Origin of the sequence: Enterobacter sp. BNK-22, assembly GCF_048684805.1 — a bacterium.
GTDB classification, from domain to species: Bacteria; Pseudomonadota; Gammaproteobacteria; order Enterobacterales; family Enterobacteriaceae; genus Enterobacter; species Enterobacter quasiroggenkampii.
In genome coordinates, this window is record NZ_JBLQTT010000001.1 from 106,368 (window position 1) to 126,914 (window position 20,547).

The following is a 20,547-nucleotide window of genomic DNA, read 5'->3' on the forward strand; positions in this document are numbered from 1 at the left end:
ATGAAAGAGGTTCGTATTGGATTAATTGGCACCGGATATATCGGCAAGGCGCACGCTATCGCCTATGCCCAGGCCCCGACGGTGTTCAACCTGCGCGGCAGGCTGGTGCGCGAGATGGTGGCGGAAGTCACGCCGGAGCTGGCGGCAGCGCGCGCGCAGGCGTTTGGCTTCAACCGCTCCACCGGCGACTGGCGGGCGCTGGTGGCCGACCCGGCGATTGACGTGGTGGATATTTGCTCACCCAACCATCTGCATAAAGAGATGGCGCTGGAGGCGATCCGCCACGGCAAGCACGTCTACTCGGAGAAGCCGCTGGCGCTGAACGCCCACGACGCACGGGAGATGGTCGACGCCGCGAAGCGGGCCGGGGTGAAAACGCTGGTGGGGTTCAACTACATGAAAAACCCGACGGCGCAGCTGGCGAAGGAGATTATTGCCCGCGGCGAGATTGGCGAGGTGATCCACTTCTACGGCACCCACAACGAAGACTATATGGCCGACCCGCGCTCGCCCATTCACTGGCACTGCTTCAAAGAGACCGCCGGGCTGGGAGCGCTGGGCGACCTCGCGGCGCATATCGTCAACATGGCCCAGTACCTGGTCGGGGAGATTGAGCAGGTTTGCGGCGACCTGAAGATCGTGGTCCCGGAACGCCCGGCGAAGGCCGGATCGTCGGACATGATTGCCGTCGAAAACGAGGATCAGGCCCACGCGATGGTGCGCTTCGCGGGCGGGGCGCAGGGCGTGATTGAAACCTCCCGCGTCGCCTGCGGCCGCAAGATGGGGTTGTCGTACGTCATTACCGGGACGAAAGGCGCCATCAGCTTCACCCAGGAGCGCATGGCGGAGCTGAAGCTCTATCTGCATGACGATCCGGTTAACCGTCAGGGATTCCGCACCTTACTCGTCGGCCCTGCACACCCCGACTACGCCGCGTTCTGCATGGGCGCAGGCCACGGGATAGGCTTTAACGATCAAAAAACGGTGGAGGTGCGCGATCTGGTGGACGGGATTGCCGCCGACGTGCCGATGTGGCCGGACTTCGAAGAGGGCTGGAAGGTGTCGCGCGTGCTGGACGCGATCGCGCTCTCGCACCGGGAAGGCCGCTGGCTGAACGTGAACGACATTGTCTGATGAGGTATCAACGTGGAAAAGCAGTTTGATGTGATATGCATGGGCCGCGTGGCGGTAGACCTCTACAGTCAGCAGATTGGTGCCCGTCTGGAGGATGTGTCGAGCTTTGCCAAATACCTCGGCGGCTCGTCCGGCAACGTGGCGTACGGCACCGCACGCCAGGGCCTGCGCTCGTCGATGCTGGCGCGCGTCGGCGATGAACATATGGGCCGCTTTCTGCGGGAAGAGCTTAACCAGGTGGGCTGCGATACCAGCCATCTGATTACCGATAAAGACCGCCTCACGGCGCTGGTGCTACTCGGCATTAAAGACCGGGACACCTTTCCTCTGATTTTTTATCGCGATAACTGCGCGGATATGGCCATTACGGCCAGCGATGTGGACGAAAGCTACATTGCCTCCGCACGTTGTCTTGCCATCACCGGGACTCACCTTTCTCATCCCCAGACCCGCGAGGCGGTGCTGACGGCGCTGGGCTATGCCCGCCGTCACGGCGTGCGCACGGTGCTGGACATCGACTACCGTCCGGTGCTGTGGGGGCTGACCTCCTTAGGCGACGGTGAAACGCGCTTTATCGCCGCCGATAAGGTCACCCGCGAGCTGCAGGAGGTGCTGCACCTCTTCGACGTCATTGTCGGCACCGAGGAGGAGTTTCACATTGCGGGCGGTAGCACGGAGACCCTGCAGGCGCTGGGGCAGGTGCGTGCCGTGAGTCAGGCCACGCTGGTCTGCAAGCGCGGCGCCCTCGGCTGCTCGGTCTATACCGATGCCATTCCGCCCCGGCTGGACGACGGCCTGACGGTGACCGGCGTGCGCGTGGAGGTGCTGAACGTCCTCGGCGCGGGGGACGCGTTTATGTCCGGCCTGCTGCGCGGCTACCTGAACGACGAGGGCTGGGAGCAGGCGTGCCGCTATGCCAACGCCTGCGGCGCGCTGGTGGTCTCGCGCCACGGCTGCGCCCCGGCGATGCCGAGCAAAATCGAGCTGGATGACTATCTCTCCCGCGCTGCGGATGTGCCGCGCCCGGATCTCGACCCGCGTCTGAACCACCTCCACCGGGTGACCACCCGCCGCCGCGAGTGGCCGGAGCTGTGCGTGATGGCCTTCGATCACCGCAGCCAGCTTGAGGACATGGCGCTGCAGTGCGGCGCGTCGATCGGGCGCATTCCGGCGCTGAAGCAGCTGATCCTGCAGGCCAGCCGCGAGGCGGCGAGCCGGGCCGGGCTGGAGGGCAAAGCCGGCCTGCTGTGCGACGGCACCTTTGGTCAGGACGCGCTGAACGCCATCACCGGCGAGGGGTGGTGGATTGGTCGCCCCATTGAGCTGCCGGGCTCGCGTCCGCTGGAGATGGAGCATGGCAACATCGGCACCCAGCTCATCAGCTGGCCGCAGGAGCACGTGGTGAAGTGTCTGGTCTTTTTCCATCCGGAAGACGCTCACGGCCTGCGCCTGGAGCAGGAGCAGAAAATTGCCGAGGTGTATCACGCCTGCTGTCAGTCCGGGCACGAGCTGCTGCTGGAGGTGATCCTGCCTGCCAGCATGCCGCGTAGCGACGAGCTCTACCTGCGCGCCATTTCCCGCTTCTACAACCTCGGCATTTACCCCGACTGGTGGAAACTGCCGCCGCTTTCCGTCGAGGGCTGGACGGCGCTGAGCGAGATTATCGAACGCCGGGACCCGCACTGCCGCGGGGTGGTGATCCTCGGCCTGGACGCTCCGGCGGAACAGCTGCGCGCCGACTTCAGGGCCGCAGCGGGGCAGACGGTAGTAAAAGGCTTCGCCGTAGGGCGCACGCTGTTTGGCGATGCCTCCCGCGCGTGGCTGAAGCACGATATTGACGATGCGCAGCTGGTGGCGCGCATCCGGGACAACTACCTGCAGCTTATCGCCTGGTGGCGCGAGCGCGGACACGCATAATGGAGACGACAATGAGTGTACAACTGGGCATTAACCCGCTGACGTGGACAAACGACGATCTGCCTTCACTCGGCGCGGAGACGTCGCTGGAGACCTGCCTGAGCGAAGGTAAAGAGGCCGGTTTCGCCGGTTTCGAGCTGGGCAATAAGTTCCCGCGCGAAGCGCGCCTGCTCGGCCCCATCCTGCAGCGCCACGACCTGCAGCTGGTCTCCGGCTGGTATTCCGGCCGCCTGCTGGAGCGCAGCGTGGAGGAAGAGATCGCCGCCGTGCAGTCCCACCTGACGCTCCTGCGCGAGCTGGGGGCGAAGGTGCTGGTCTTTGCGGAAGTGAGCGGCTGCATTCACGGCGAGCAGCAGACCCCGGTGCACCTGCGCCCGCGCTTCCCGCAGTCGCGCTGGAAGGAGTACGGCGAGAAGCTTACCGAATTTGCCCGCTACACCCAGCAGCAGGGCGTGCAGATTGCCTACCATCACCATATGGGCACGGTGATTGAGTCCGCCGACGACGTGGACAATCTGATGACCCACACCGGCGACGCGGTGGGGCTACTGCTGGATACCGGTCATCTGACCTTTGCCGGGGCCGATCCGCTGGCGGTGGCGCAGCGCTGGGCGTCGCGTATCAACCACGTTCACTGCAAAGACGTGCGTGCCGACGTGCTGGCGGACGTGAAAAACCGCAAAACCAGCTTCCTTGATGCGGTACTGAGCGGCGTGTTTACGGTGCCGGGCGACGGCTGCGTGGATTATCCGCCGATTATGCAGCTGCTGAAGGCGCAGGACTATCACGGCTGGCTGGTGGTGGAGGCGGAGCAGGATCCGGCCATTGCCCATCCGCTGACCTACGCCCGTCTGGGGTATAACAATCTGAGCCGTCTGGCGCGCGACGCCGGACTGATTTGAGGAGGTGACATGTCACGTCTGTTATCACGCTGGCAACAGCCGAACGCGGAGGGACGCACCCAGTCCGTCACGCCGGAAAGCGCAGGGTGGGGGTACGTCGGCTTTGAGGCGTATGAGCTACAGGAGGGGCAGACGCTGACGCTGCCCGCCGTCCGCGAAGAGCGCTGCCTGGTGCTGGTGGCAGGACGCGCCTCCCTCAGTACGCCTTCCGCGCAGTTTAACGACATCGGCGAGCGGATGAGCCCGTTCGAGCGCATCAAGCCGTGGGCGGTGTACATCACTCCGCAGGAGACGGTGCAGGTGAAGGCGCTGACGACGCTGGAGCTGGCGGTCTGCGCTGCGCCGGGCAAGGGCACCTGTCCGACCCGGCTGATTGCGCCGCAGGATATCGACGCTGAGGCGCGCGGCAAGGGCCACAACCAGCGCTACGTGCACAACATTCTGCCGGAAGACAAGCCCGCCGACAGCCTGCTGGTGGTGGAGGTGTGGACCAACGAGGGCTGCACCAGCTCGTACCCGAGCCACAAGCACGACACGGATAACCCGCCCCAGGAGACGTATCTGGAGGAGACCTACTACCATCGCCTCAACCCGGAGCAGGGGTTCTGCATGCAGCGGGTTTACACCGACGACAGAGCGCTGGATGAGTGCATGGCGGTCTACAACCGTGATGTGGTCATGGTGCCGAAGGGCTACCACCCGGTGGCGACGATGGCCGGGTATGACAGCTATTATCTCAACGTGATGGCGGGGCCGGTGCGCAAGTGGATGTTCACCTGGGAAGAGGACCACGCGTGGATTAATCGGGATTATCCCGCGGATGGCGGGCGCTGAGGCTGTTTTTTGCCGGGTGGCGCTGCGCTTACCCGGCCTACAATTCGCAAAAAATTACTCTGCGTCAATCGCCTGCTCAATCGTCCGGGCAACGATCTGCGGCTGGCTCACCATCGACACGTGGCTCGCCGCCACCTCGGTGGTTTTCGCGTGGATCGTCTTCGCCATCGCACGTTCAAGATCGGGGTTGATCATTCGGTCATTTTTGCTGACCACAAACCAGCTCGGTTTGTCATGCCACGCCGCGTGGGCGACCTTTTCACCAAACGCCTCGGCCTTAATTGGCCCCTGCGTGGCTGCAATGGTCTGTTGTTCACCCGGTTTCACATCCGGCGCGAAATCCTTCCTGACGGCGTCCGTTGGCAGATATAAATAGCCGTCCGCCGTTTTGGCAATGCCCGCGCTGCCCGGCGGTGCAGGGTAGCTTCCTGCCAGGTCCGCCGTCGACTGGCCAGAGTCCGGCGCGAAAGCCGCCACATACACCAGCGATTTTACCCGCGCATCGTTACCCGCCTCGCTAATGACGGTGCCGCCCCAGGAGTGACCCACCAGCACTACGTCACCCTGCGCGCGGGCGATGGCCCGCTTTGTGGCGGCAACGTCATCTTTTAGCGACGTGAGCGGCAGCTGGACGGCAATGACCTCTGCGTGCTGTTTCTGCAACAGGGTAATGACCTTATTCCAGCTGCTGCCGTCGGCAAACGCGCCGTGGACCAGCACGACGCTGGTTTTACTCTGTGCAAAGGCGCCGGCGGAAAGCGCCAGCAGGCCTGCCGTGACTACAGACAGTGCTTTCATCTTCAGACTCCTTAAAAATGGTGGACCGCCGCGTGGGGCGGGACGGTGAATTCAACGGTTTTGTGGTCGAGCGGCTTGTGCGTCGGGTCGGCCAGAATTATCGTCACCTTGTGTTTACCGGCGGGCAGCCCCACCAGGATCACCGGCTCTCCGCTGGTGTCAGCCCAGTGCCACGGCGCATCATCCACCACCACGTGAATGTGCCCGATGCGCGGGGTGACCTTGAGCGCGTCGGGCCCGAATACCGGCTCGATGCGAAGGTTTTCGGCGCGGTACTGGATAAACACCGCGCCTTTGCTCAGCGGCCCGGCAAGCGGCGGATCGACGATCAGTTTTGCAGGCGGCTGCGGCTGCGCCAGCGGGGCAACGGCGGCGGGGCCGTTAACATCCGCGGCGCTCAGATTGTCCAGGGGAGTGGCCTGGGCACCTGCGACGGATGTCAGGACAAGCAGGGGGAAAAGTACGTAGCGACGAATCATTGCTCTCTCTCCTCATCAGTTCTCAATGGCGACAGGGAAAGAAAACCATTTTTATGTATCGGAGATATTTGCCGGAGGGGGCGTTTTGTACCCGTTTGTCACCGTGGCCCGCGGGATACACTGCGATACAGTTTGCCTCCCGGGACGGCGCACAATGGCTATCGCCAGCGCGGCAATCACCAGCGTCAGGCCCGTCGATACCCCCATTGCACCCGCGATCCCCAGCGTTTTATTTAGCCACGCATAGGCATACGGTGAGGCTGCGGCCATCAGCTGACCGGGGATAAGCAGTATGCCCGTGCGGCGGGCATAGCTTTCCGCGCTAAACAGCTCCAGCGGCAGGGTGGCTTTGACAAGGGTAACCAGCCCGTTGATGGCCCCATAGCCCAGCACAAAACCGGCCGCACACCAGACAAACAGGGCGCTGCTCAACCCAACAAGAAAACAGAGCGGCATGGCGAGAGCGGTAAAAAGCGTTAACGTGAAGGGCGTTAAGCGAGCCCCCGCCAGCACTTCCAGCGAGCGCGCGCCCGTCTGGCCGATTCCCCACAGCATGCCGATAGCGACCGGCAGGCCGTAGTGGGCAATAAACTCCGGCAGATGGGTGGAGGTGCCGTTAGAGACAAAGGTGATGAGGGCAATGAAGGCGGCATAAAGCCAGCCGTTTCGGCGCTCGTTGTTCAGCGGCGGTGCGGCGATTTTCGTCGTCACCGTCAGCCGCTGCCGGGGAAGCGTGCGGATCAGCAACGCGCTCAGCAGGCCAAGCAGGGCATAAATGCGTAATGCGTCCTGCCAGCGCATCACGTGAAGCAGCGCATCGCCCAGCGGCCAGAAGACGACGGAGGCCAGCCCGCCCGCCAGCGTGACGCGAGAGATTGTTCTTCGCGCCTGCTGTCCGTAGAGGTTGACCAGCGCGGCGAAGAGCGCATCGTACAGCGACAGGCGCATTCCCACGCCTGTGATCAGCCAGGCGCCGTACCATCCATAAAGCGTCCGGGTATACGCCATACAGGCACAGCTTGCGGCGATCAGCAGCGTTCCGCCCACCACCACCTTCTGACCGCCAAAGCGTGCCAGCAGGCGGGCAACAAAAGGGGATACGGCCGCCATCACCAGCATCGCCAGCGTCAGGCCGAGGTAAATCTGCGGTGATGACCATCCCTGGTCGGCTGAAATGGCCAGCGCAAAGGTGCCGGGCATATAAAACGAGATCCCCCAGTTGATGAGCTGATTACACCCGGCCGTGAGGGCGAGGCGGTGTGGCAGGGCAGGTGTTTCCATGAGTTTTCATTCCGCTATGCAGTTGTCCTGAGCATAACGGGCGCGGTATTGTGCTGGCAGGGCCGCAACCTTATGCGCGGTATAAGAGAAACTTTGAATGACGACGCTTAATCTGGGCTATCTCGCCACCTTCCGTCTGGTGATCCAGCGCGGCAGTTTTTCAGCGGCAGCGGACGTGCTGGGCCTCTCCCAGCCCGCCGTCAGCCTGCAAATACGCCAGCTGGAGCAGTTTCTGCTAACGCGGCTGGTGGAGCGTACCGGGCGAGGGATTAAGGCGACGGCTGCCGGAGAAACCTTGCTGGCGCACGGGGAGCGTATTCAGCAGGTGGTGGATGACGCCATCCGGGCCGTGAATGCGTTTAGCCACGACGTAAGTGGCACCATTACCCTTGGCACGGGGGCAACGGCCTGCATCCATCTTCTGCCGCCGCTGCTGGAGCAGCTACGCCGCGACTATCCGCTCCTGAGCGTGGGGGTGACGACGGGCAACACCCTCGACATCGTCAGAGCTATCGAAGAGAACCGTCTCGATATGGGGCTGGTCACGCTGCCGGTGAGTGGCAGAGCGCTGGACGTGATGCCGGTGATGGACGAAGAGTTTGTCTTTATTGCCTCAAGGGAACAGCAGGCTGCATTCAGGGACTTCACCCCAGCCGCGCTGCACGCTCATCCGCTGATAGCCTTTGAATCAGGCAGTGGCACCCGGGCGCTGATCGACGGCTGGTTTGCCGCCCAGGGGTTAGCGATCGCGCCGGTGATGCAGCTTGGCAGCATCGAGGCGATCAAACGGATGGTTCGCGCAGGGCTGGGCTACAGCATCGTGCCGCGCATGGCGGTGGAACAGGAGGTCGATCGCGAAGGGCTATGCGTGATGTCGCTGATGCCCATGCTGCAGCGGCAGCTGGCGGTGGTCATGCGGCAGGATAAAATCCTCAGCAAAGGGATCGCGGCCCTTATTCGGCTCGTGCAACAGCCTTCGGCGGTTTAGCGGTCAGCGGTGTCGACGGTCAGGCTGGATTGCTGCGACTGGGTTTTATCCTGATGGTGGTACCAGGCGCCAATCGAAGAGTAAACGAAGCGGCCAAAGAAAAACAGGAAGCTGATGAGCAGTATGATGCGGGTCATTCGGGTGTTAAATCGATGTCGTTTGCGCATACGCGTGACCTGACTCACTCTGTTTTTCCTGGATAAGCCCTTCCGGGCGATAAGGATATTAAGGCACAGCGGGAAGATGGGGTCAATTCTGTGATGTGTAAATAACCGTCAATGTTTACATTAATTAATGTTATTGAAATTAATCAACGCATTTACCATATTGATAATATGAAGAAAAAGATGTCGAAAAAACGCCACAAAATGTTATTTGCGTAAAGTAGTTTGATTTATGTCAACGGATTCCCGGCCCTGATATTTAAAATCCTTCCTCCACACTGTTCGCCCGACATGCTGCCGGGCGGCGCGTACGTCAGGTTGGATGCCTGTCTTTATTTCCCTCTGGAGCGATAGGGGTTTAACCGGGCATCTATGACTATTCTCGCTTTCCTGAAAAACAATGCAAACCGCTGGTGGGCATTGCCGCTTATTTTACCTGTGGTTTTACTCCCCGCGCTGAGCGTTGCGAATACGTTTACGCAGCTGGGCGACGGCATTGTGGCACTCTATTATTTACCGCTCTCATTTTTGCTTTCGCTGATGATGTTCTTTGGCCTGGAAGCGCTGCCCGGGATCGTATTATCCCTGTTTATCCGCTATTACCCGTCGGTCGGGATGTTTGAAACGGTTGCCGGTGTGCTCCATTTTATCGTCCCTTTAGTGCTCAGCTGGGGCGGCTACCGGGTGTTTGCGCCCAGACGCAATATGACGGCGTACGGCGACATCCGCTTGATGGCGCAGCGCATCTTCTGGCAGGCCTTCTGCCCCGCGACGCTGTTTCTGGTGCTGTTTCAGTTTGCCGTGTATCTGGGCGTGTATGAGAGCCGCCAGAGCCTTGCGGGATTAAACCCTCTTAACATTCGTACGCTCATCAACTACCAGGCGCTGCTGGTCAGCGGGCTGACGGGCGTGCCGCTGAGTTATCTGCTGATCCGCCTGATTCGTCATCCGCGCTATATCAAAAGTCTTTTCTCGCAGATCCGTGCCCAGGTAGACAAAAAGGTGACGATCGCTGAGTTTGTGCTGTGGGCGATTGCGCTAGGCGGGCTGCTTACGCTGCTGCTGCTCCCGATGAATGAAAACAGCTCCATATTCACCACAAACTATACCCTGTCGCTGCTGATGCCGGTGATGCTCTGGGGCGCGATGCGTTTCGGCTATAAGCTGATATCGCTGATCTGGACGCCGGTGCTGCTGGTGTCAATTCACTACTATTATCACTATATCCCGCTGAACCAGGGGTATGACATTCAGCTGGCGATCACCTCGTCCAGTTACCTGGTCTTCTCGTTTGTGGTGATTTATATGTCGATGCTGGCGACTCGCCAGCGCGCCGTGAATAAACGCTCCCGCAGGCTGGCGCTGCTCGACCCGGTCGTCCATATGCCTAACCTGCGGGCGCTGTCGCGCGATCTGGCGAAGAATCCGTGGTCGGCGCTCTGCCTGCTGCGCATTCCGGAGCTGGAAATTCTGGGCCGAAATTACGGCGTGCTGTTGCGTATTTTGTACAAACAGCAGCTGGCGCAGTGGGTAAACGGTACCCTCCAGCCCAACGAGCAGGTGTATCACCTCACCGGGTATGACATGGCGGTGCGGCTCAACGCGGAATCGCACCAGCAGCGAATTGAAACCCTGGACGAGCATATCAAGCAGTTCCGCTTTGTCTGGGACGGCATGCCGCTGCAGCCGCAGGTGGGTGTAAGCTACTGCTATGTCCGGTCCCCGGTTAACCATCTTTATCTGGTGCTGGGTGAGCTGGGGGTGGTGGCCGATCTGTCACTCTCCTCAAACCATCCGGAAAATCTTCAGCAGCGTGGTGCCGTCCATTTGCAGCGCAGCCTGAAGGATAAAGTCGCGATGATGAGCCGACTGCAAAAGGCGCTCGAGAACGACGAATTCACCCTGCTGGTTCAACCCGTTCGCGGCCTGCGTGGCGATCGCTATCACGAAGTCCTGCTGCGGATGCCGGATACAAACGGGCTATTGATCTCTCCCGACCAGTTCCTGCCTGTCGCGCAGGAGTTTGGTTTGTCCTCCCGGGTGGACCTGTGGGTGCTTGAGCATACGCTGCGCTTCCTGGCCGCGCATCGCGAGAGCCTGCCCGGCCAGCGTTTTGCCATTAATCTGGCCCCCTCAACCGTATGCCGGGTGCCGTTCCCGCTTGAGGTGAGTCGCCTGCTGGCGAAATACGCCATTGAGCCGTGGCAGCTGATTTTTGAGGTGACGGAGTGCAGCACCTTCGGCAGCGGGGAGCAGGCGCTACACATCCTCCAGCAGTTGCAGAAAATGGGGGTACGCATTGCGATTGATGATTTCGGGACCGGCTATGCAAGCTATGCGCGGCTGAAAAGCGTGGATGCCGACATTCTCAAGATCGACGGCAGCTTTATCCGCAATATCGTCAACAACAGCCTGGATTATCAGATCGTGGCGTCTATCTGCCATCTGGCGCGCATGAAGAAGATGCTGGTGGTGGCAGAGTATGTCGAGACCGAGGAGATACGTAGCGCGGTTCACGCGCTAGGCATCGATTATGTGCAGGGCTATCTGATTGGCAGGCCAGCGCCGCTGGAATCACTGCTGGAAACAGAGGCGTCCTGCGCGGACGCCTGAACCGTTACGCGGCGACGTCAGCGCTCTCTTCTTCAATTTTGAGCAGCCAGCCGGTGACCGCTTCCCAGTACTGTTGCTCTTTTTCCAGGTCCAGCAGGACCAGCGCATTCTGGCTGAACCAGTCGTGCGGGAAGCTCAGCGTCCAGTGATGGTCGTCGGTTTTAAGCTTCAGCGTGGGCGGCGTGGTGGTCGCCTGACGCTGGTTATTGAGCAGCACGCCAAGACGCAGCAGCTGAATGAGCGGCAGGAACTGCTTTTTCTTGAACAGCGTGAAGCGCGGCAGGTCGTCGAGCTTGATGGCTTTGCGGTGATACCGCACCAGGGTCGCCATCATGGTTTGCTGCTCCTGGTTGAAGCCAGGCAGATCGCTGTTTTGCAGAATATAGGCCGAATGGCGGTGCATCCCGCTATGGTTGATGTTCAGCCCCACCTCATGGAGCATCGCGGCCCATTTTAACAGCGCGGCAAGCTGCGGGTGCGCGAGCTTCGGATTCTGCTCTTCCCACTGCTCGTACATCTGCACCGTGGTGTCCAGCACGCGCTTCGCCTGCTCGCGGTCGATGTTGTACTGGTTAGCCAGGCTTTGCGCGGTGCGGCTGCGAATATCCTGATGGCGGAAACGGCCTTCCATTTCGTACAGCACGCCTTCGCGCAGCGCGCCATCGGAAAGGCGCAGCTCTTTAATGGCGAGGGCATCAAACACGCCGCAGAGGATGGCCAGCCCCGGCACGAAGACCGCCTTACGCTCGTCGGAAAGACCCGGCAGGCTTAAGGCGTCAAAACTTTTATGCTTCAGCACTTCGTCGGTCAGCAGCGTCAGGCGTTCGGGCGTGATGAACCCGTCTTTTTCACCCATTGCCAGCAGCACCTCATGCGCCGCTTTGATGGTGCCTGACGCGCCCAGCGCCACGTTCCAGCCCTGAATACGGTACTGCCAGGCCAGGTTTTCCAGTTTCTGGACAGCCGCCATACGCGCACGCTGGAAGTTCTCGCGGGTGATGGTGCCCCCCGGGAAATACATCTGCGCGAAACTGACGCAGCCCATACGGCGGCTTTCCACCAGGCGAGGCTCAAAGTCTTCGCCGATTACCAGCTCCGTAGAACCGCCGCCGATGTCGATTACCAGCTTGCGCCCTTTTTCCGGCTGGGTGTGTTCGACGCCCATGAAAATCAGACGCGCTTCCTCGTTACCGGAGATGATCTCAATCGGGTAGGGGATCACCTTTTCGGCCCGCTTGAGAAACTCTGGCGCGTTCAGCGCCTGGCGCAGGGTGTGGGTGCCCACAATGCAGACGCTGGAGGGCGAGAAGCCCTGCAGGCGTTCAGCAAACAGCGACAGGCAGTTTAACCCACGCTCCATTGCCTCTTCGCTGAGCATGCTGCGTTCATCAAGGCCATCCGCCAGGTGCACGCGCTGCTTCAGACGACCAATGATCTGCAGCGCGCCATCCACCTCACGGGCGATGACCATATGGAAACTGTTAGAGCCTAGATCGACCGCGGCGAATTCCTGCGGGCGTGGGGTCTTATCATTTATCGGCATAGGTTAATCGGGTTGCTCGAGTGATTTGATATAGTCGTAAATCGCCAGTTGCGACCGCACTTTGCGGCGGTTGCCGCGCGGTACATAGCGGTTACTGAGTTCTTTGTCGATATAGCGTGCTTTCACGGTATCGCTGAACAGAATCTCGATGATGTCGAGGATCTGCTGCTTCAGGCGCGGATCCAGCAGCGGTGCCGCGACTTCAATTCGGTAGTCAATATTGCGCGTCATCCAGTCTGCCGAAGAGAGATAGACCTGTTTATCACCCGCATTATCGAAAATATAGACCCGATCGTGTTCCAGGTAGCGGTCAACAATGCTGATCACGCGAATATTGTCGCTGATGCCTTCCAGTTCCGGGATCAGCGAGCACATGCCGCGGATCAGCAGGTTAACCGGTACGCCGGAGCTGGACGCGGCGTACAGCCTGTCTACCAGCCCTTTGTCCACCAGGTTGTTGAGCTTCAGCGTGATGCCGGACGACAGCCCTTTCTGGGCATTGGCGATCTCTTTATCGATCATATCGTACAACAGACGGCGCGAGTTCTGCGGCGAGACCAGCAGATAGTCGAAGCTTACCGGACGGTACGGGTTCTCAATAAAGTTAAAGACCCGGCGCACCTCGTTGGTGATGCGGGCATCGGCGGTCAGCAGCGAGTAGTCGGTATAGATTCGCGCCGTTTTCTCGTTAAAGTTCCCGGTACCGATGTGGGCGTAGCGCACCACCTCGTCGCCCTCTTTACGGGAGATCAGGAACAGCTTGGCGTGAATTTTCAGCCCCGGCGCGGAGAAGATGACGTGTACACCGGCTTCCGTCAGACGACGCGCCCAGTGAATGTTCGCCTCTTCGTCGAAGCGCGCCTGCAGCTCCACCACCACGGTCACTTTTTTGGCGTTGTGCGCCGCGTGGATCATCGCATCGATGATGCGGGAATCTTTTGCCACGCGGTAGATGTTAATTTTGATCGCCAGCACGCTCGGATCGAACGAGGCCTGACGCAGCAGTTCCAGCACGTGTTCAAAGGTGTGATACGGATAGTAGAGCAGGACATCGCGTTCGCGGATGGCGTCAAAACCGTTGCGGAATTTATCGAACCAGAGATGGCGCAGGCGCGGCAGCGGCTTGTTCACCAGATTGGCTTTGCCGACGTTCGGGAAACCGATAAAGTCTTTAAAGTTGTGGTAACGGCCACCCGGCACGATGGAGTCATAGCGCGAAATGGTCAGCTTCTCGCGCAGCATCTCCACCATGGCGTCCGGCATATCGCGCTGATAAACAAAGCGCACCGGCTCGGCCGTCAGGCGCTGTTTCAGGCTGGAGGACATCAGCTCCATCAGGCTGGCTTCCATCTCGTGCACCAGGTCATATTCGGCGTCACGGGTCATCTTCATCGAGTAGGCGTTTAACGCATCGTAATCGAAGAAGCCTTTGAAGATGTCGTCCAGACAGTAGCGCAGGATATTATCGAGCAGGATCATCGGCTTGCGTCTGCGCGGGGTTTCCGGCGGCAGGTTCACAAAGCGCGGCACTTTGTCGGACGGGATCTCCAGCAGCGCGTAACGGATAGATTCACCGCGGATAATTTCCACAGCCAGATAGGTGTAGTCATCTTTCAGGAACTGCACCAGATCGGTTTCGCGGTTGATGAGAATCGGGGTAATGTGCTGGCGCAGGTACTGTTTAAAATAGTGGCGCAGCCAGTTTTGTTGGTTAACGGAAAGCTGACGTTCGTTAATCAGGAAGATTTGATTACGCGCCATCTCCAGCAGCAGTTCGTTATACAGGCCGTCAAATTCCTGATCGGCTTTCAACACGCGGGACTGGATTTTGCCCAGCAGGTGCCGCGAGTGCGAGTTTAGGCCCTGTTCTTCGCTGATGATGATGCGTCTCTTTAGCTCGGCAAAGCGAACCTTGTAGAACTCATCCAGGTTGTTGGAATAGATGCCCAAAAAACGCATGCGTTCGATCAGCGGGTTACTTTTGTCAGCCGCTTCCTGGAGTACACGTTCGTTAAATGCTAACCAGCTTAGCTCTTTCTCGATATATAACTTTTCCTGACCCATTACAGCTCACACTCCAGTTCAATCACAGGACGTGGTAAATCCGTCTCGTCCTTATTATGGCGAGCATTTCCACGATATGTCCAACAGTGCCAGAAAAGTATGACAGTTATTTTTTTTGTTGGGGAATTTAGAGGGTTGGGGGAGAGGGGGCGGGTGGCGCTTCGCTTCCCACGACCTACGAGACCGTAGGCCCGTGCAAGCGAAGCGCCGCCGGGCAATTCAAACAGACTACTCTTCGGCAGCATGACCCTGCGGGGGTAACTTCACGCCATCCAGCCAGGCTACGCCGTCGCGCATTTCAAGACGCCCGTCGACAAACCAGCTTACCACCAGTGGGTAAATGGCATGCTCCTGGGTCTGCACGCGTTCGGTCACGTCTTCTTCGCTGTCGCCTTCAAAGACCGGGACTTTGGCCTGCAGGATCACCGGACCGCCATCCAGCTCGTCGGTCACGAAATGCACGGAGGTGCCGTGCTCCTCATCGCCGTTTTCCAGAACCTGACGATGGGTGTGCAGGCCGGGATATTTCGGCAGAAGAGAAGGGTGAATATTCAGCAAACGTCCGGCGTAGTGCGCGACAAAGGCCGGGCTCAGAATGCGCATATAGCCCGCCAGCACCACGACGTCCGGCGCGTAGGCATCAATCTCCTGAACCAGCTCGCGGTCAAAGGCTTCACGCCCGGCGAACTGGCTGGCTTCCAGCGCGTGCGCGGGTATGTTCGCTTCCCGCGCGCGCTCAAGGCCGAACGCGTCGGCCTTGTTGCTGAATACTGCCCGAATGGTGCCGTTGATTTTCTTCTGCTTGCAGGCGTCTATGATGGCCTGCAAATTACTTCCGTTGCCGGAAATGAGCACCACGATGTTTTTCATTCAATGACCACACGCTGTTCGGAATCGGAGGCTTTAATCGTACCGATTTTCCACGCGTTTTCACCTTTTTCGGTCAGCAGCTTGACCGCTTTATCCGCTTCGCTTGCCGGCAGGGCGATAACCATGCCCACGCCGCAGTTAAAGGTGCGGTACATTTCGTGAGAGCTCACGTTGCCTGCGGTCTGCAGCCAGTTAAAGACCGCTGGCCACTGCCATGAGGACTCGTCGATCACCGCCTGGGTGTTGTCCGGCAGCACGCGCGGGATGTTTTCCCAGAAGCCACCACCGGTCAGGTGGGCAATGGCGTGCACGTCGACGTTCTCGATCAGTTCCAGCACGTTCTTCACGTAGATGCGGGTTGGGGCCAGCAGATGGTCAGCCAGCGGTTTCCCTTCAAGCTCGGTCGTCTCTGGGTCGCAACCGCTCACCTTGAGGATTTTACGCACCAGGGAGTAGCCGTTGGAGTGCGGGCCACTGGAGGCCAGCGCGATCAGCACATCGCCATCCGCCACTTTGCTGCCGTCAATAATTTCTGATTTTTCTACTACGCCGACGCAGAAGCCTGCGACGTCATAATCTTCGCCGTGATACATGCCCGGCATTTCCGCGGTTTCACCGCCGACCAGCGCACAGCCAGACTGCAGGCACCCTTCGGCGATACCATTAATGACGCTTGCCGCGGTATCCACGTCCAGTTTGCCGGTCGCGTAGTAATCGAGGAAGAACAGCGGCTCTGCGCCCTGAACCACCAGGTCATTCACGCACATCGCGACCAGATCGATACCGATCGTGTCGTGACGTTTTAAATCCATCGCCAGGCGCAGTTTGGTGCCTACACCGTCAGTTCCCGAGACCAGAACAGGTTCACGATATTTTTGCGGCAGCGCGCACAGTGCGCCGAATCCACCCAGACCACCCATCACTTCCGGGCGGCGGGTTTTTTTCACCACACCTTTGATTCGGTCAACCAGCGCATTACCTGCGTCAATATCAACACCGGCATCTTTGTAGCTGAGAGAAGTTTTGTTGGTCACGGCTTAAATCCCCACGCGATTGCATAGCTAGTAAGAAAAATCGGCGCAATTCTAACAGTCCAGGCAAACGTTTGCGAGCCTATTCTCGGCGAGAGGATCTTTTTTTACGCGCAGCCTGCCAGTGCGCCCAAACTTGCGTCTGTTCACGAAAATGAAACCGGTTTCGGTATTCTCCTTGCAACCCGAAACGGCTTTGCACATCATTCAACTGAAACCGGTTTCTGTAATTGTTTTTGCAGAAAATAACGCAGAATGAGGGAAAGCGAATGTCAGGATTTAAAGCAGATTTTCTGTGGGGCGGTGCGGTTGCGGCGCACCAGCTGGAAGGCGGCTGGAAAGAAGGGGGTAAAGGCGTAAGCGTAGCCGACGTTATGACTGCGGGCGCGCACGGCGTGCCGCGTGAAATCACCAACGGCGTGCTACCGGGGAAAAATTACCCTAACCATGATGCCATCGATTTCTACCACCGCTATAAAGAAGACATCAAACTCTTTGCCGAGATGGGGTTCAAATGCTTCCGCACCTCTATCGCCTGGACGCGCATTTTCCCGAAAGGGGACGAGCTTGAGCCGAACGAGGCTGGCCTAAAATTCTATGACGACCTGTTCGACGAGTGCCTGAAGTACGGTATCGAACCGGTTATTACCCTCTCTCACTTCGAGATGCCTTTCCACCTGGTCACCGAATACGGCGGCTGGCGCAACCGTAAGCTGATCGACTTCTTCGTTCGTTTTGCAAAAGTGGTTTTCCAGCGCTATCAGCATAAAGTGAAGTACTGGATGACCTTTAACGAGATCAACAACCAGGCCAACTTCCATGAAGACTTTGCGCCGTTCACCAACTCCGGGCTGAAGTACGCGCCGGGCGAAGACCGTGAGCCGGTGATGTTCCAGGCCGCACACTATGAGCTGGTGGCCAGCGCGCTGGCGGTGAAGGCGGGGCGCGAGATTAACCCGTCCCTGCAGATCGGCTGCATGATTGCCATGTGCCCAATCTACCCGCTGACCTGCGCGCCGGACGACATGATGATGGCGATGAACGCCATGCACCGCCGCTACTGGTTCACCGACGTGCACGTGCGCGGCAAGTACCCGCAGCATCTGCTCAACTACTTTGCGCGTCGCGGCTTCACGCTGGATATCACCGAAGAAGATAAAGCCGCGCTGACGCAGGGCTGCGTGGATTACATCGGGTTTAGCTATTATATGTCCTTCGCCACCAAGGCGACGGCGGACAACCCGCAGTTGGACTATGACGAAAGCAAGAGCCTGGTCTCCAACCCGTACGTGCAGAAATCCGACTGGGGGTGGCAGATTGACCCGGTGGGGCTGCGCTACTCCCTCAACTGGTTCTGGGATCACTACCAGCTGCCGCTGTTTATCGTTGAGAACGGTTTTGGCGCAATCGACGTGCAGGAGAGCGACGGCACGGTGAACGACCAGTACCGCATTGACTACCTGGCCGCCCACATCCGCGAGATGAAAAAAGCGGTGGTGGAAGATGGCGTAGACCTGATGGGCTATACCCCGTGGGGCTGTATCGACCTGGTGTCTGCCGGTACCGGTGAAATGAAAAAACGCTACGGCTTTATCTTTGTCGATAAAGACAATGAAGGCAACGGCACGCTGAACCGCAGCAAGAAGAAATCGTTCGACTGGTATAAGCAGGTGATCGCGAGCAACGGGGAGCAGCTATAATTGCCCGGTGGCGCTGCGCTTACCGGGCCTACGGGATGTGTAGGCCGGGTAAGCGTTAGCGCCACCCGGCAGAACCCCGCACCCAAGCCGGAGCCCAGCCTCTGGCTTTTTTGTTTTTGATTGATGTACATCAAGCAACATGGGTATGGCCTAATCCGAAAAAAGCGGTATAATCCCGCGATTTTTTTGCGGATGCCATTCAGAGGAGAAAGAGAATGAAGATTGTGGAAGTGAAACACCCACTCGTTAAACACAAGTTGGGCCTGATGCGTGAGCATGACATCAGCACGAAGCGTTTTCGCGAACTGGCCTCTGAAGTCGGCAGCCTGCTGACCTACGAAGCGACCTCTGATCTGGAAACGGAAAAAGTCACCATCGAAGGCTGGAACGGTCCGGTACAGGTTGAGCAGATCAAAGGTAAGAAAATTACCGTCGTGCCTATCCTGCGTGCCGGTCTCGGCATGATGGAAGGCGTGCTGGAGCACGTGCCAAGCGCGCGCATCAGCGTGGTGGGGATCTACCGTAACGAAGAAACCCTCGAGCCAGTTCCTTATTTCCAGAAGCTGGTGTCCAACATCGACGAGCGTATGGCGCTGGTGGTTGACCCGATGCTGGCAACCGGCGGTTCAATGATTGCCACTATCGACCTGCTGAAAAAAGCGGGCTGCAGCAGCATTAAAGTGCTGGTGCTGGTTGCGGCACCGGAAGGGATCGCGGCGCTGGAAAAAGCGCACCCGGACGTTGAGCTGTATACCGCCTCTATCGACCAGGGCCTGAACGAGCACGGGTACATCATCCCGGGGCTCGGCGATGCCGGCGATAAGATCTTTGGTACGAAATAATCGAATAACGATAAATAAGCCGACTTTGATAGTCGGCTTTTTTTTGAATAAAACACCAACAACGATACTACTCAGAGGAAAACACTATGACGCGCCGTGCTATCGGGGTGAGTGAAAGACCGCCGCTTTTACAGACTATCCCGCTTAGTTTGCAGCACCTGTTCGCCATGTTTGGCGCAACCGTGCTGGTGCCAATCCTGTTCCACATTAACCCGGCTACCGTGCTGCTGTTCAACGGCATCGGTACGCTGCTGTACCTCTTCATCTGTAAAGGCAAAATCCCGGCGTATCTCGGGTCAAGCTTTGCCTTTATCTCTCCGGTGTTATTGTTGCTGCCGCTGGGTTATGAGGTCGCGCTGGGCGGCTTTATCATGTGTGGCGTACTGTTCTGCCTGGTCTCCTTCATCGTGAAGAAAGCCGGGACCGGCTGGCTGGACGTGATGTTCCCACCAGCGGCGATGGGTGCTATCGTGGCCGTCATCGGTCTCGAACTGGCGGGCGTGGCGGCGAATATGGCCGGTCTGCTGCCTGCGGACGGCCAGTCACCGGATTCCAAAACCATTATCATCTCGCTGGTGACGCTGGGCGTAACGGTGTTTGGCTCCGTGCTGTTCCGCGGCTTTATGGCGATTATCCCGATCCTGATCGGCGTGCTGGCAGGCTATGCGCTCTCCTTCGTGATGGGCGTGGTGGATACCACCCCGATTGCCGAGGCGCACTGGTTCGCGCTGCCAACCTTCTACACGCCGCGCTTCGAATGGTTTGCGATCTTCACCATTCTGCCTGCGGCGCTGGTGGTGATTGCGGAGCACGTCGGCCACCTGGTGGTAACGGCGAACATCGTTAAGCGCGATTTAATCCGCGATCCGGGCCTGCACCGCTCCATGTTTGCGAACGGTTTCTCCACCATCATCTCCGGTTTCTTTGGGTCTACGCCAAACACCACCTACGGTGAAAACATCGGCGTGATGGCGATTACCCGCGTTTACAGCACCTGGGTTATCGGCGGCGCGGCGATCATCGCCATTCTGCTCTCCTGCGTCGGCAAGCTGGCGGCAGCGATTCAGATCATCCCGGTTCCGGTGATGGGCGGCGTGTCTCTGCTGCTGTACGGGGTAATTGGTGCCTCCGGTATTCGCGTGCTGATTGAATCTAAAGTGGATTACAGCAAGGCGCAGAACCTGATCCTGACGTCGGTGATCCTGATTATCGGCGTGAGCGGCGCGAAGGTGCACATCGGCGCGGCCGAGCTGAAAGGCATGGCGCTGGCAACCATCGTCGGCGTGGGCCTGAGCCTGATTTTCAAGCTGATCTCCGTGATCCGTCCGGAAGAGGTGGTGCTGGACGCTGACGAAAACGAAAAAGCGTCACACTGATCCTATAACCG

General features: G+C 59.0%; 17 protein-coding genes. 9 read left to right on the top strand and 8 right to left on the bottom strand.

From position 1 onward, the window contains the following. The 4 genes from ACMGGE_RS00475 to iolB are packed head-to-tail and all read left to right on the top strand — an operon-like array spanning nt 1 to nt 4,787. Nucleotides 1–1,134: a Gfo/Idh/MocA family protein gene (locus tag ACMGGE_RS00475; protein ID WP_111967898.1), complete on the top strand. Its 1,134-nt coding sequence runs from the start codon at nt 1–3 to the stop codon at nt 1,132–1,134. 12 nt (nt 1,135–1,146) lie between these two features. Continuing rightward, complete coding sequence (locus ACMGGE_RS00480; protein WP_420293233.1) at nt 1,147–3,051, top strand: bifunctional 5-dehydro-2-deoxygluconokinase/5-dehydro-2-deoxyphosphogluconate aldolase; 1,905 nt, start codon at nt 1,147–1,149, stop codon at nt 3,049–3,051. An 11-nt stretch (nt 3,052–3,062) separates the two neighbouring features. Beyond that, nucleotides 3,063–3,953: a myo-inosose-2 dehydratase gene (gene iolE / locus ACMGGE_RS00485; RefSeq protein WP_229226230.1), complete on the top strand. Its 891-nt coding sequence runs from the start codon at nt 3,063–3,065 to the stop codon at nt 3,951–3,953. Nucleotides 3,954–3,962: 9 nt separating this feature from the next. After that, nucleotides 3,963–4,787, top strand: a complete 825-nt coding sequence (iolB, locus tag ACMGGE_RS00490; RefSeq protein WP_229226229.1) for a 5-deoxy-glucuronate isomerase — start codon at nt 3,963–3,965, stop codon at nt 4,785–4,787. Nucleotides 4,788–4,841: 54 nt separating this feature from the next. On the opposite strand, the gene ACMGGE_RS00495 is transcribed toward iolB, so the two are convergent. From ACMGGE_RS00495 to ACMGGE_RS00505, 3 genes are read right to left on the bottom strand one after another with little or no spacing between them, the layout of a single operon-like run. After that, nucleotides 4,842–5,585 (bottom strand): alpha/beta fold hydrolase, encoded by a 744-nt coding sequence (locus ACMGGE_RS00495; protein ID WP_420293234.1) that lies wholly within the window; start codon nt 5,583–5,585, stop codon nt 4,842–4,844. Nucleotides 5,586–5,596: 11 nt separating this feature from the next. Continuing rightward, nucleotides 5,597–6,064 carry a DUF6130 family protein gene (locus tag ACMGGE_RS00500; RefSeq protein WP_063622244.1) on the bottom strand — a complete coding sequence of 156 codons (468 nt, stop codon included), beginning with the start codon at nt 6,062–6,064 and terminating at the stop codon, nt 5,597–5,599. A 51-nt stretch (nt 6,065–6,115) separates the two neighbouring features. After that, the gene (locus tag ACMGGE_RS00505) at nt 6,116–7,345 is read right to left on the bottom strand and encodes an MFS transporter (RefSeq protein ID WP_420293235.1); all 1,230 of its coding nucleotides are present in this window, start codon (nt 7,343–7,345) and stop codon (nt 6,116–6,118) included. Between the two features lie 97 nt (nt 7,346–7,442). On the opposite strand from ACMGGE_RS00505, the gene ACMGGE_RS00510 reads away from it, so the two are divergent. Beyond that, nucleotides 7,443–8,333 carry a LysR family transcriptional regulator gene (locus ACMGGE_RS00510; RefSeq protein WP_420293236.1) on the top strand — a complete coding sequence of 297 codons (891 nt, stop codon included), beginning with the start codon at nt 7,443–7,445 and terminating at the stop codon, nt 8,331–8,333. Here the strand turns inward: ACMGGE_RS00510 and ACMGGE_RS00515 are convergent. Further along, nucleotides 8,330–8,518: a YfgG family protein gene (locus ACMGGE_RS00515; RefSeq protein WP_021241815.1), complete on the bottom strand. Its 189-nt coding sequence runs from the start codon at nt 8,516–8,518 to the stop codon at nt 8,330–8,332. The two genes, ACMGGE_RS00510 and ACMGGE_RS00515, sit on opposite strands and share 4 nt — an antisense overlap. A gap of 351 nt (nt 8,519–8,869) precedes the next feature. On the opposite strand from ACMGGE_RS00515, the gene ACMGGE_RS00520 reads away from it, so the two are divergent. After that, the gene (locus ACMGGE_RS00520) at nt 8,870–11,110 is read left to right on the top strand and encodes an EAL domain-containing protein (protein ID WP_420293237.1); all 2,241 of its coding nucleotides are present in this window, start codon (nt 8,870–8,872) and stop codon (nt 11,108–11,110) included. A gap of 4 nt (nt 11,111–11,114) precedes the next feature. On the opposite strand, the gene ppx is transcribed toward ACMGGE_RS00520, so the two are convergent. The 4 genes from ppx to purM all read right to left on the bottom strand — a co-directional run bounded on the left by ppx (nt 11,115) and on the right by purM (nt 16,621). Further along, nucleotides 11,115–12,653: an exopolyphosphatase gene (gene ppx / locus ACMGGE_RS00525; RefSeq protein WP_008501646.1), complete on the bottom strand. Its 1,539-nt coding sequence runs from the start codon at nt 12,651–12,653 to the stop codon at nt 11,115–11,117. Between the two features lie 3 nt (nt 12,654–12,656). Next, on the bottom strand, nt 12,657–14,717 hold the full coding sequence (gene ppk1 / locus ACMGGE_RS00530; RefSeq protein ID WP_048029611.1) for a polyphosphate kinase 1: 2,061 nt from the start codon (nt 14,715–14,717) through the stop codon (nt 12,657–12,659). A gap of 228 nt (nt 14,718–14,945) precedes the next feature. Continuing rightward, complete coding sequence (purN, locus tag ACMGGE_RS00535) at nt 14,946–15,587, bottom strand: phosphoribosylglycinamide formyltransferase (RefSeq protein WP_063622240.1); 642 nt, start codon at nt 15,585–15,587, stop codon at nt 14,946–14,948. Next, nucleotides 15,584–16,621: a phosphoribosylformylglycinamidine cyclo-ligase gene (gene purM / locus ACMGGE_RS00540; RefSeq protein WP_420293238.1), complete on the bottom strand. Its 1,038-nt coding sequence runs from the start codon at nt 16,619–16,621 to the stop codon at nt 15,584–15,586. The genes purN and purM overlap by 4 nt, the downstream gene beginning before the upstream one ends. A gap of 266 nt (nt 16,622–16,887) precedes the next feature. On the opposite strand from purM, the gene ACMGGE_RS00545 reads away from it, so the two are divergent. The 3 genes from ACMGGE_RS00545 to uraA all read left to right on the top strand — a co-directional run bounded on the left by ACMGGE_RS00545 (nt 16,888) and on the right by uraA (nt 20,536). Then, complete coding sequence (locus ACMGGE_RS00545) at nt 16,888–18,318, top strand: 6-phospho-beta-glucosidase (RefSeq protein WP_420293239.1); 1,431 nt, start codon at nt 16,888–16,890, stop codon at nt 18,316–18,318. A gap of 215 nt (nt 18,319–18,533) precedes the next feature. Then, nucleotides 18,534–19,160 (top strand): uracil phosphoribosyltransferase, encoded by a 627-nt coding sequence (gene upp, locus ACMGGE_RS00550; protein ID WP_008501641.1) that lies wholly within the window; start codon nt 18,534–18,536, stop codon nt 19,158–19,160. Between the two features lie 86 nt (nt 19,161–19,246). Beyond that, nucleotides 19,247–20,536, top strand: coding sequence for a uracil permease (uraA, locus tag ACMGGE_RS00555; RefSeq protein WP_032675304.1), 1,290 nt, complete (start codon nt 19,247–19,249; stop codon nt 20,534–20,536). Nucleotides 20,537–20,547: the final 11 nt, after the last annotated feature.

Bases quoted from the DNA above. Each gene is read 5' to 3' on its own strand.
- ACMGGE_RS00475 (WP_111967898.1), top strand. From the start codon at position 1: ATGAAAGAGGTTCGTATTGGATTAATTGGCACCGGATATATCGGCAAG.
- ppk1 (WP_048029611.1), bottom strand. From the start codon at position 14,717: ATGGGTCAGGAAAAGTTATATATCGAGAAAGAGCTAAGCTGGTTAGCA.
- ACMGGE_RS00500 (WP_063622244.1), bottom strand. From the start codon at position 6,064: ATGATTCGTCGCTACGTACTTTTCCCCCTGCTTGTCCTGACATCCGTC.
- purN (WP_063622240.1), bottom strand. From the start codon at position 15,587: ATGAAAAACATCGTGGTGCTCATTTCCGGCAACGGAAGTAATTTGCAG.
- upp (WP_008501641.1), top strand. From the start codon at position 18,534: ATGAAGATTGTGGAAGTGAAACACCCACTCGTTAAACACAAGTTGGGC.
- iolE (WP_229226230.1), top strand. From the start codon at position 3,063: ATGAGTGTACAACTGGGCATTAACCCGCTGACGTGGACAAACGACGAT.
- ACMGGE_RS00495 (WP_420293234.1), bottom strand. From the start codon at position 5,585: ATGAAAGCACTGTCTGTAGTCACGGCAGGCCTGCTGGCGCTTTCCGCC.
- ACMGGE_RS00520 (WP_420293237.1), top strand. From the start codon at position 8,870: ATGACTATTCTCGCTTTCCTGAAAAACAATGCAAACCGCTGGTGGGCA.
- ACMGGE_RS00505 (WP_420293235.1), bottom strand. From the start codon at position 7,345: ATGGAAACACCTGCCCTGCCACACCGCCTCGCCCTCACGGCCGGGTGT.
- ACMGGE_RS00545 (WP_420293239.1), top strand. From the start codon at position 16,888: ATGTCAGGATTTAAAGCAGATTTTCTGTGGGGCGGTGCGGTTGCGGCG.
- iolB (WP_229226229.1), top strand. From the start codon at position 3,963: ATGTCACGTCTGTTATCACGCTGGCAACAGCCGAACGCGGAGGGACGC.
- ppx (WP_008501646.1), bottom strand. From the start codon at position 12,653: ATGCCGATAAATGATAAGACCCCACGCCCGCAGGAATTCGCCGCGGTC.
- ACMGGE_RS00510 (WP_420293236.1), top strand. From the start codon at position 7,443: ATGACGACGCTTAATCTGGGCTATCTCGCCACCTTCCGTCTGGTGATC.
- uraA (WP_032675304.1), top strand. From the start codon at position 19,247: ATGACGCGCCGTGCTATCGGGGTGAGTGAAAGACCGCCGCTTTTACAG.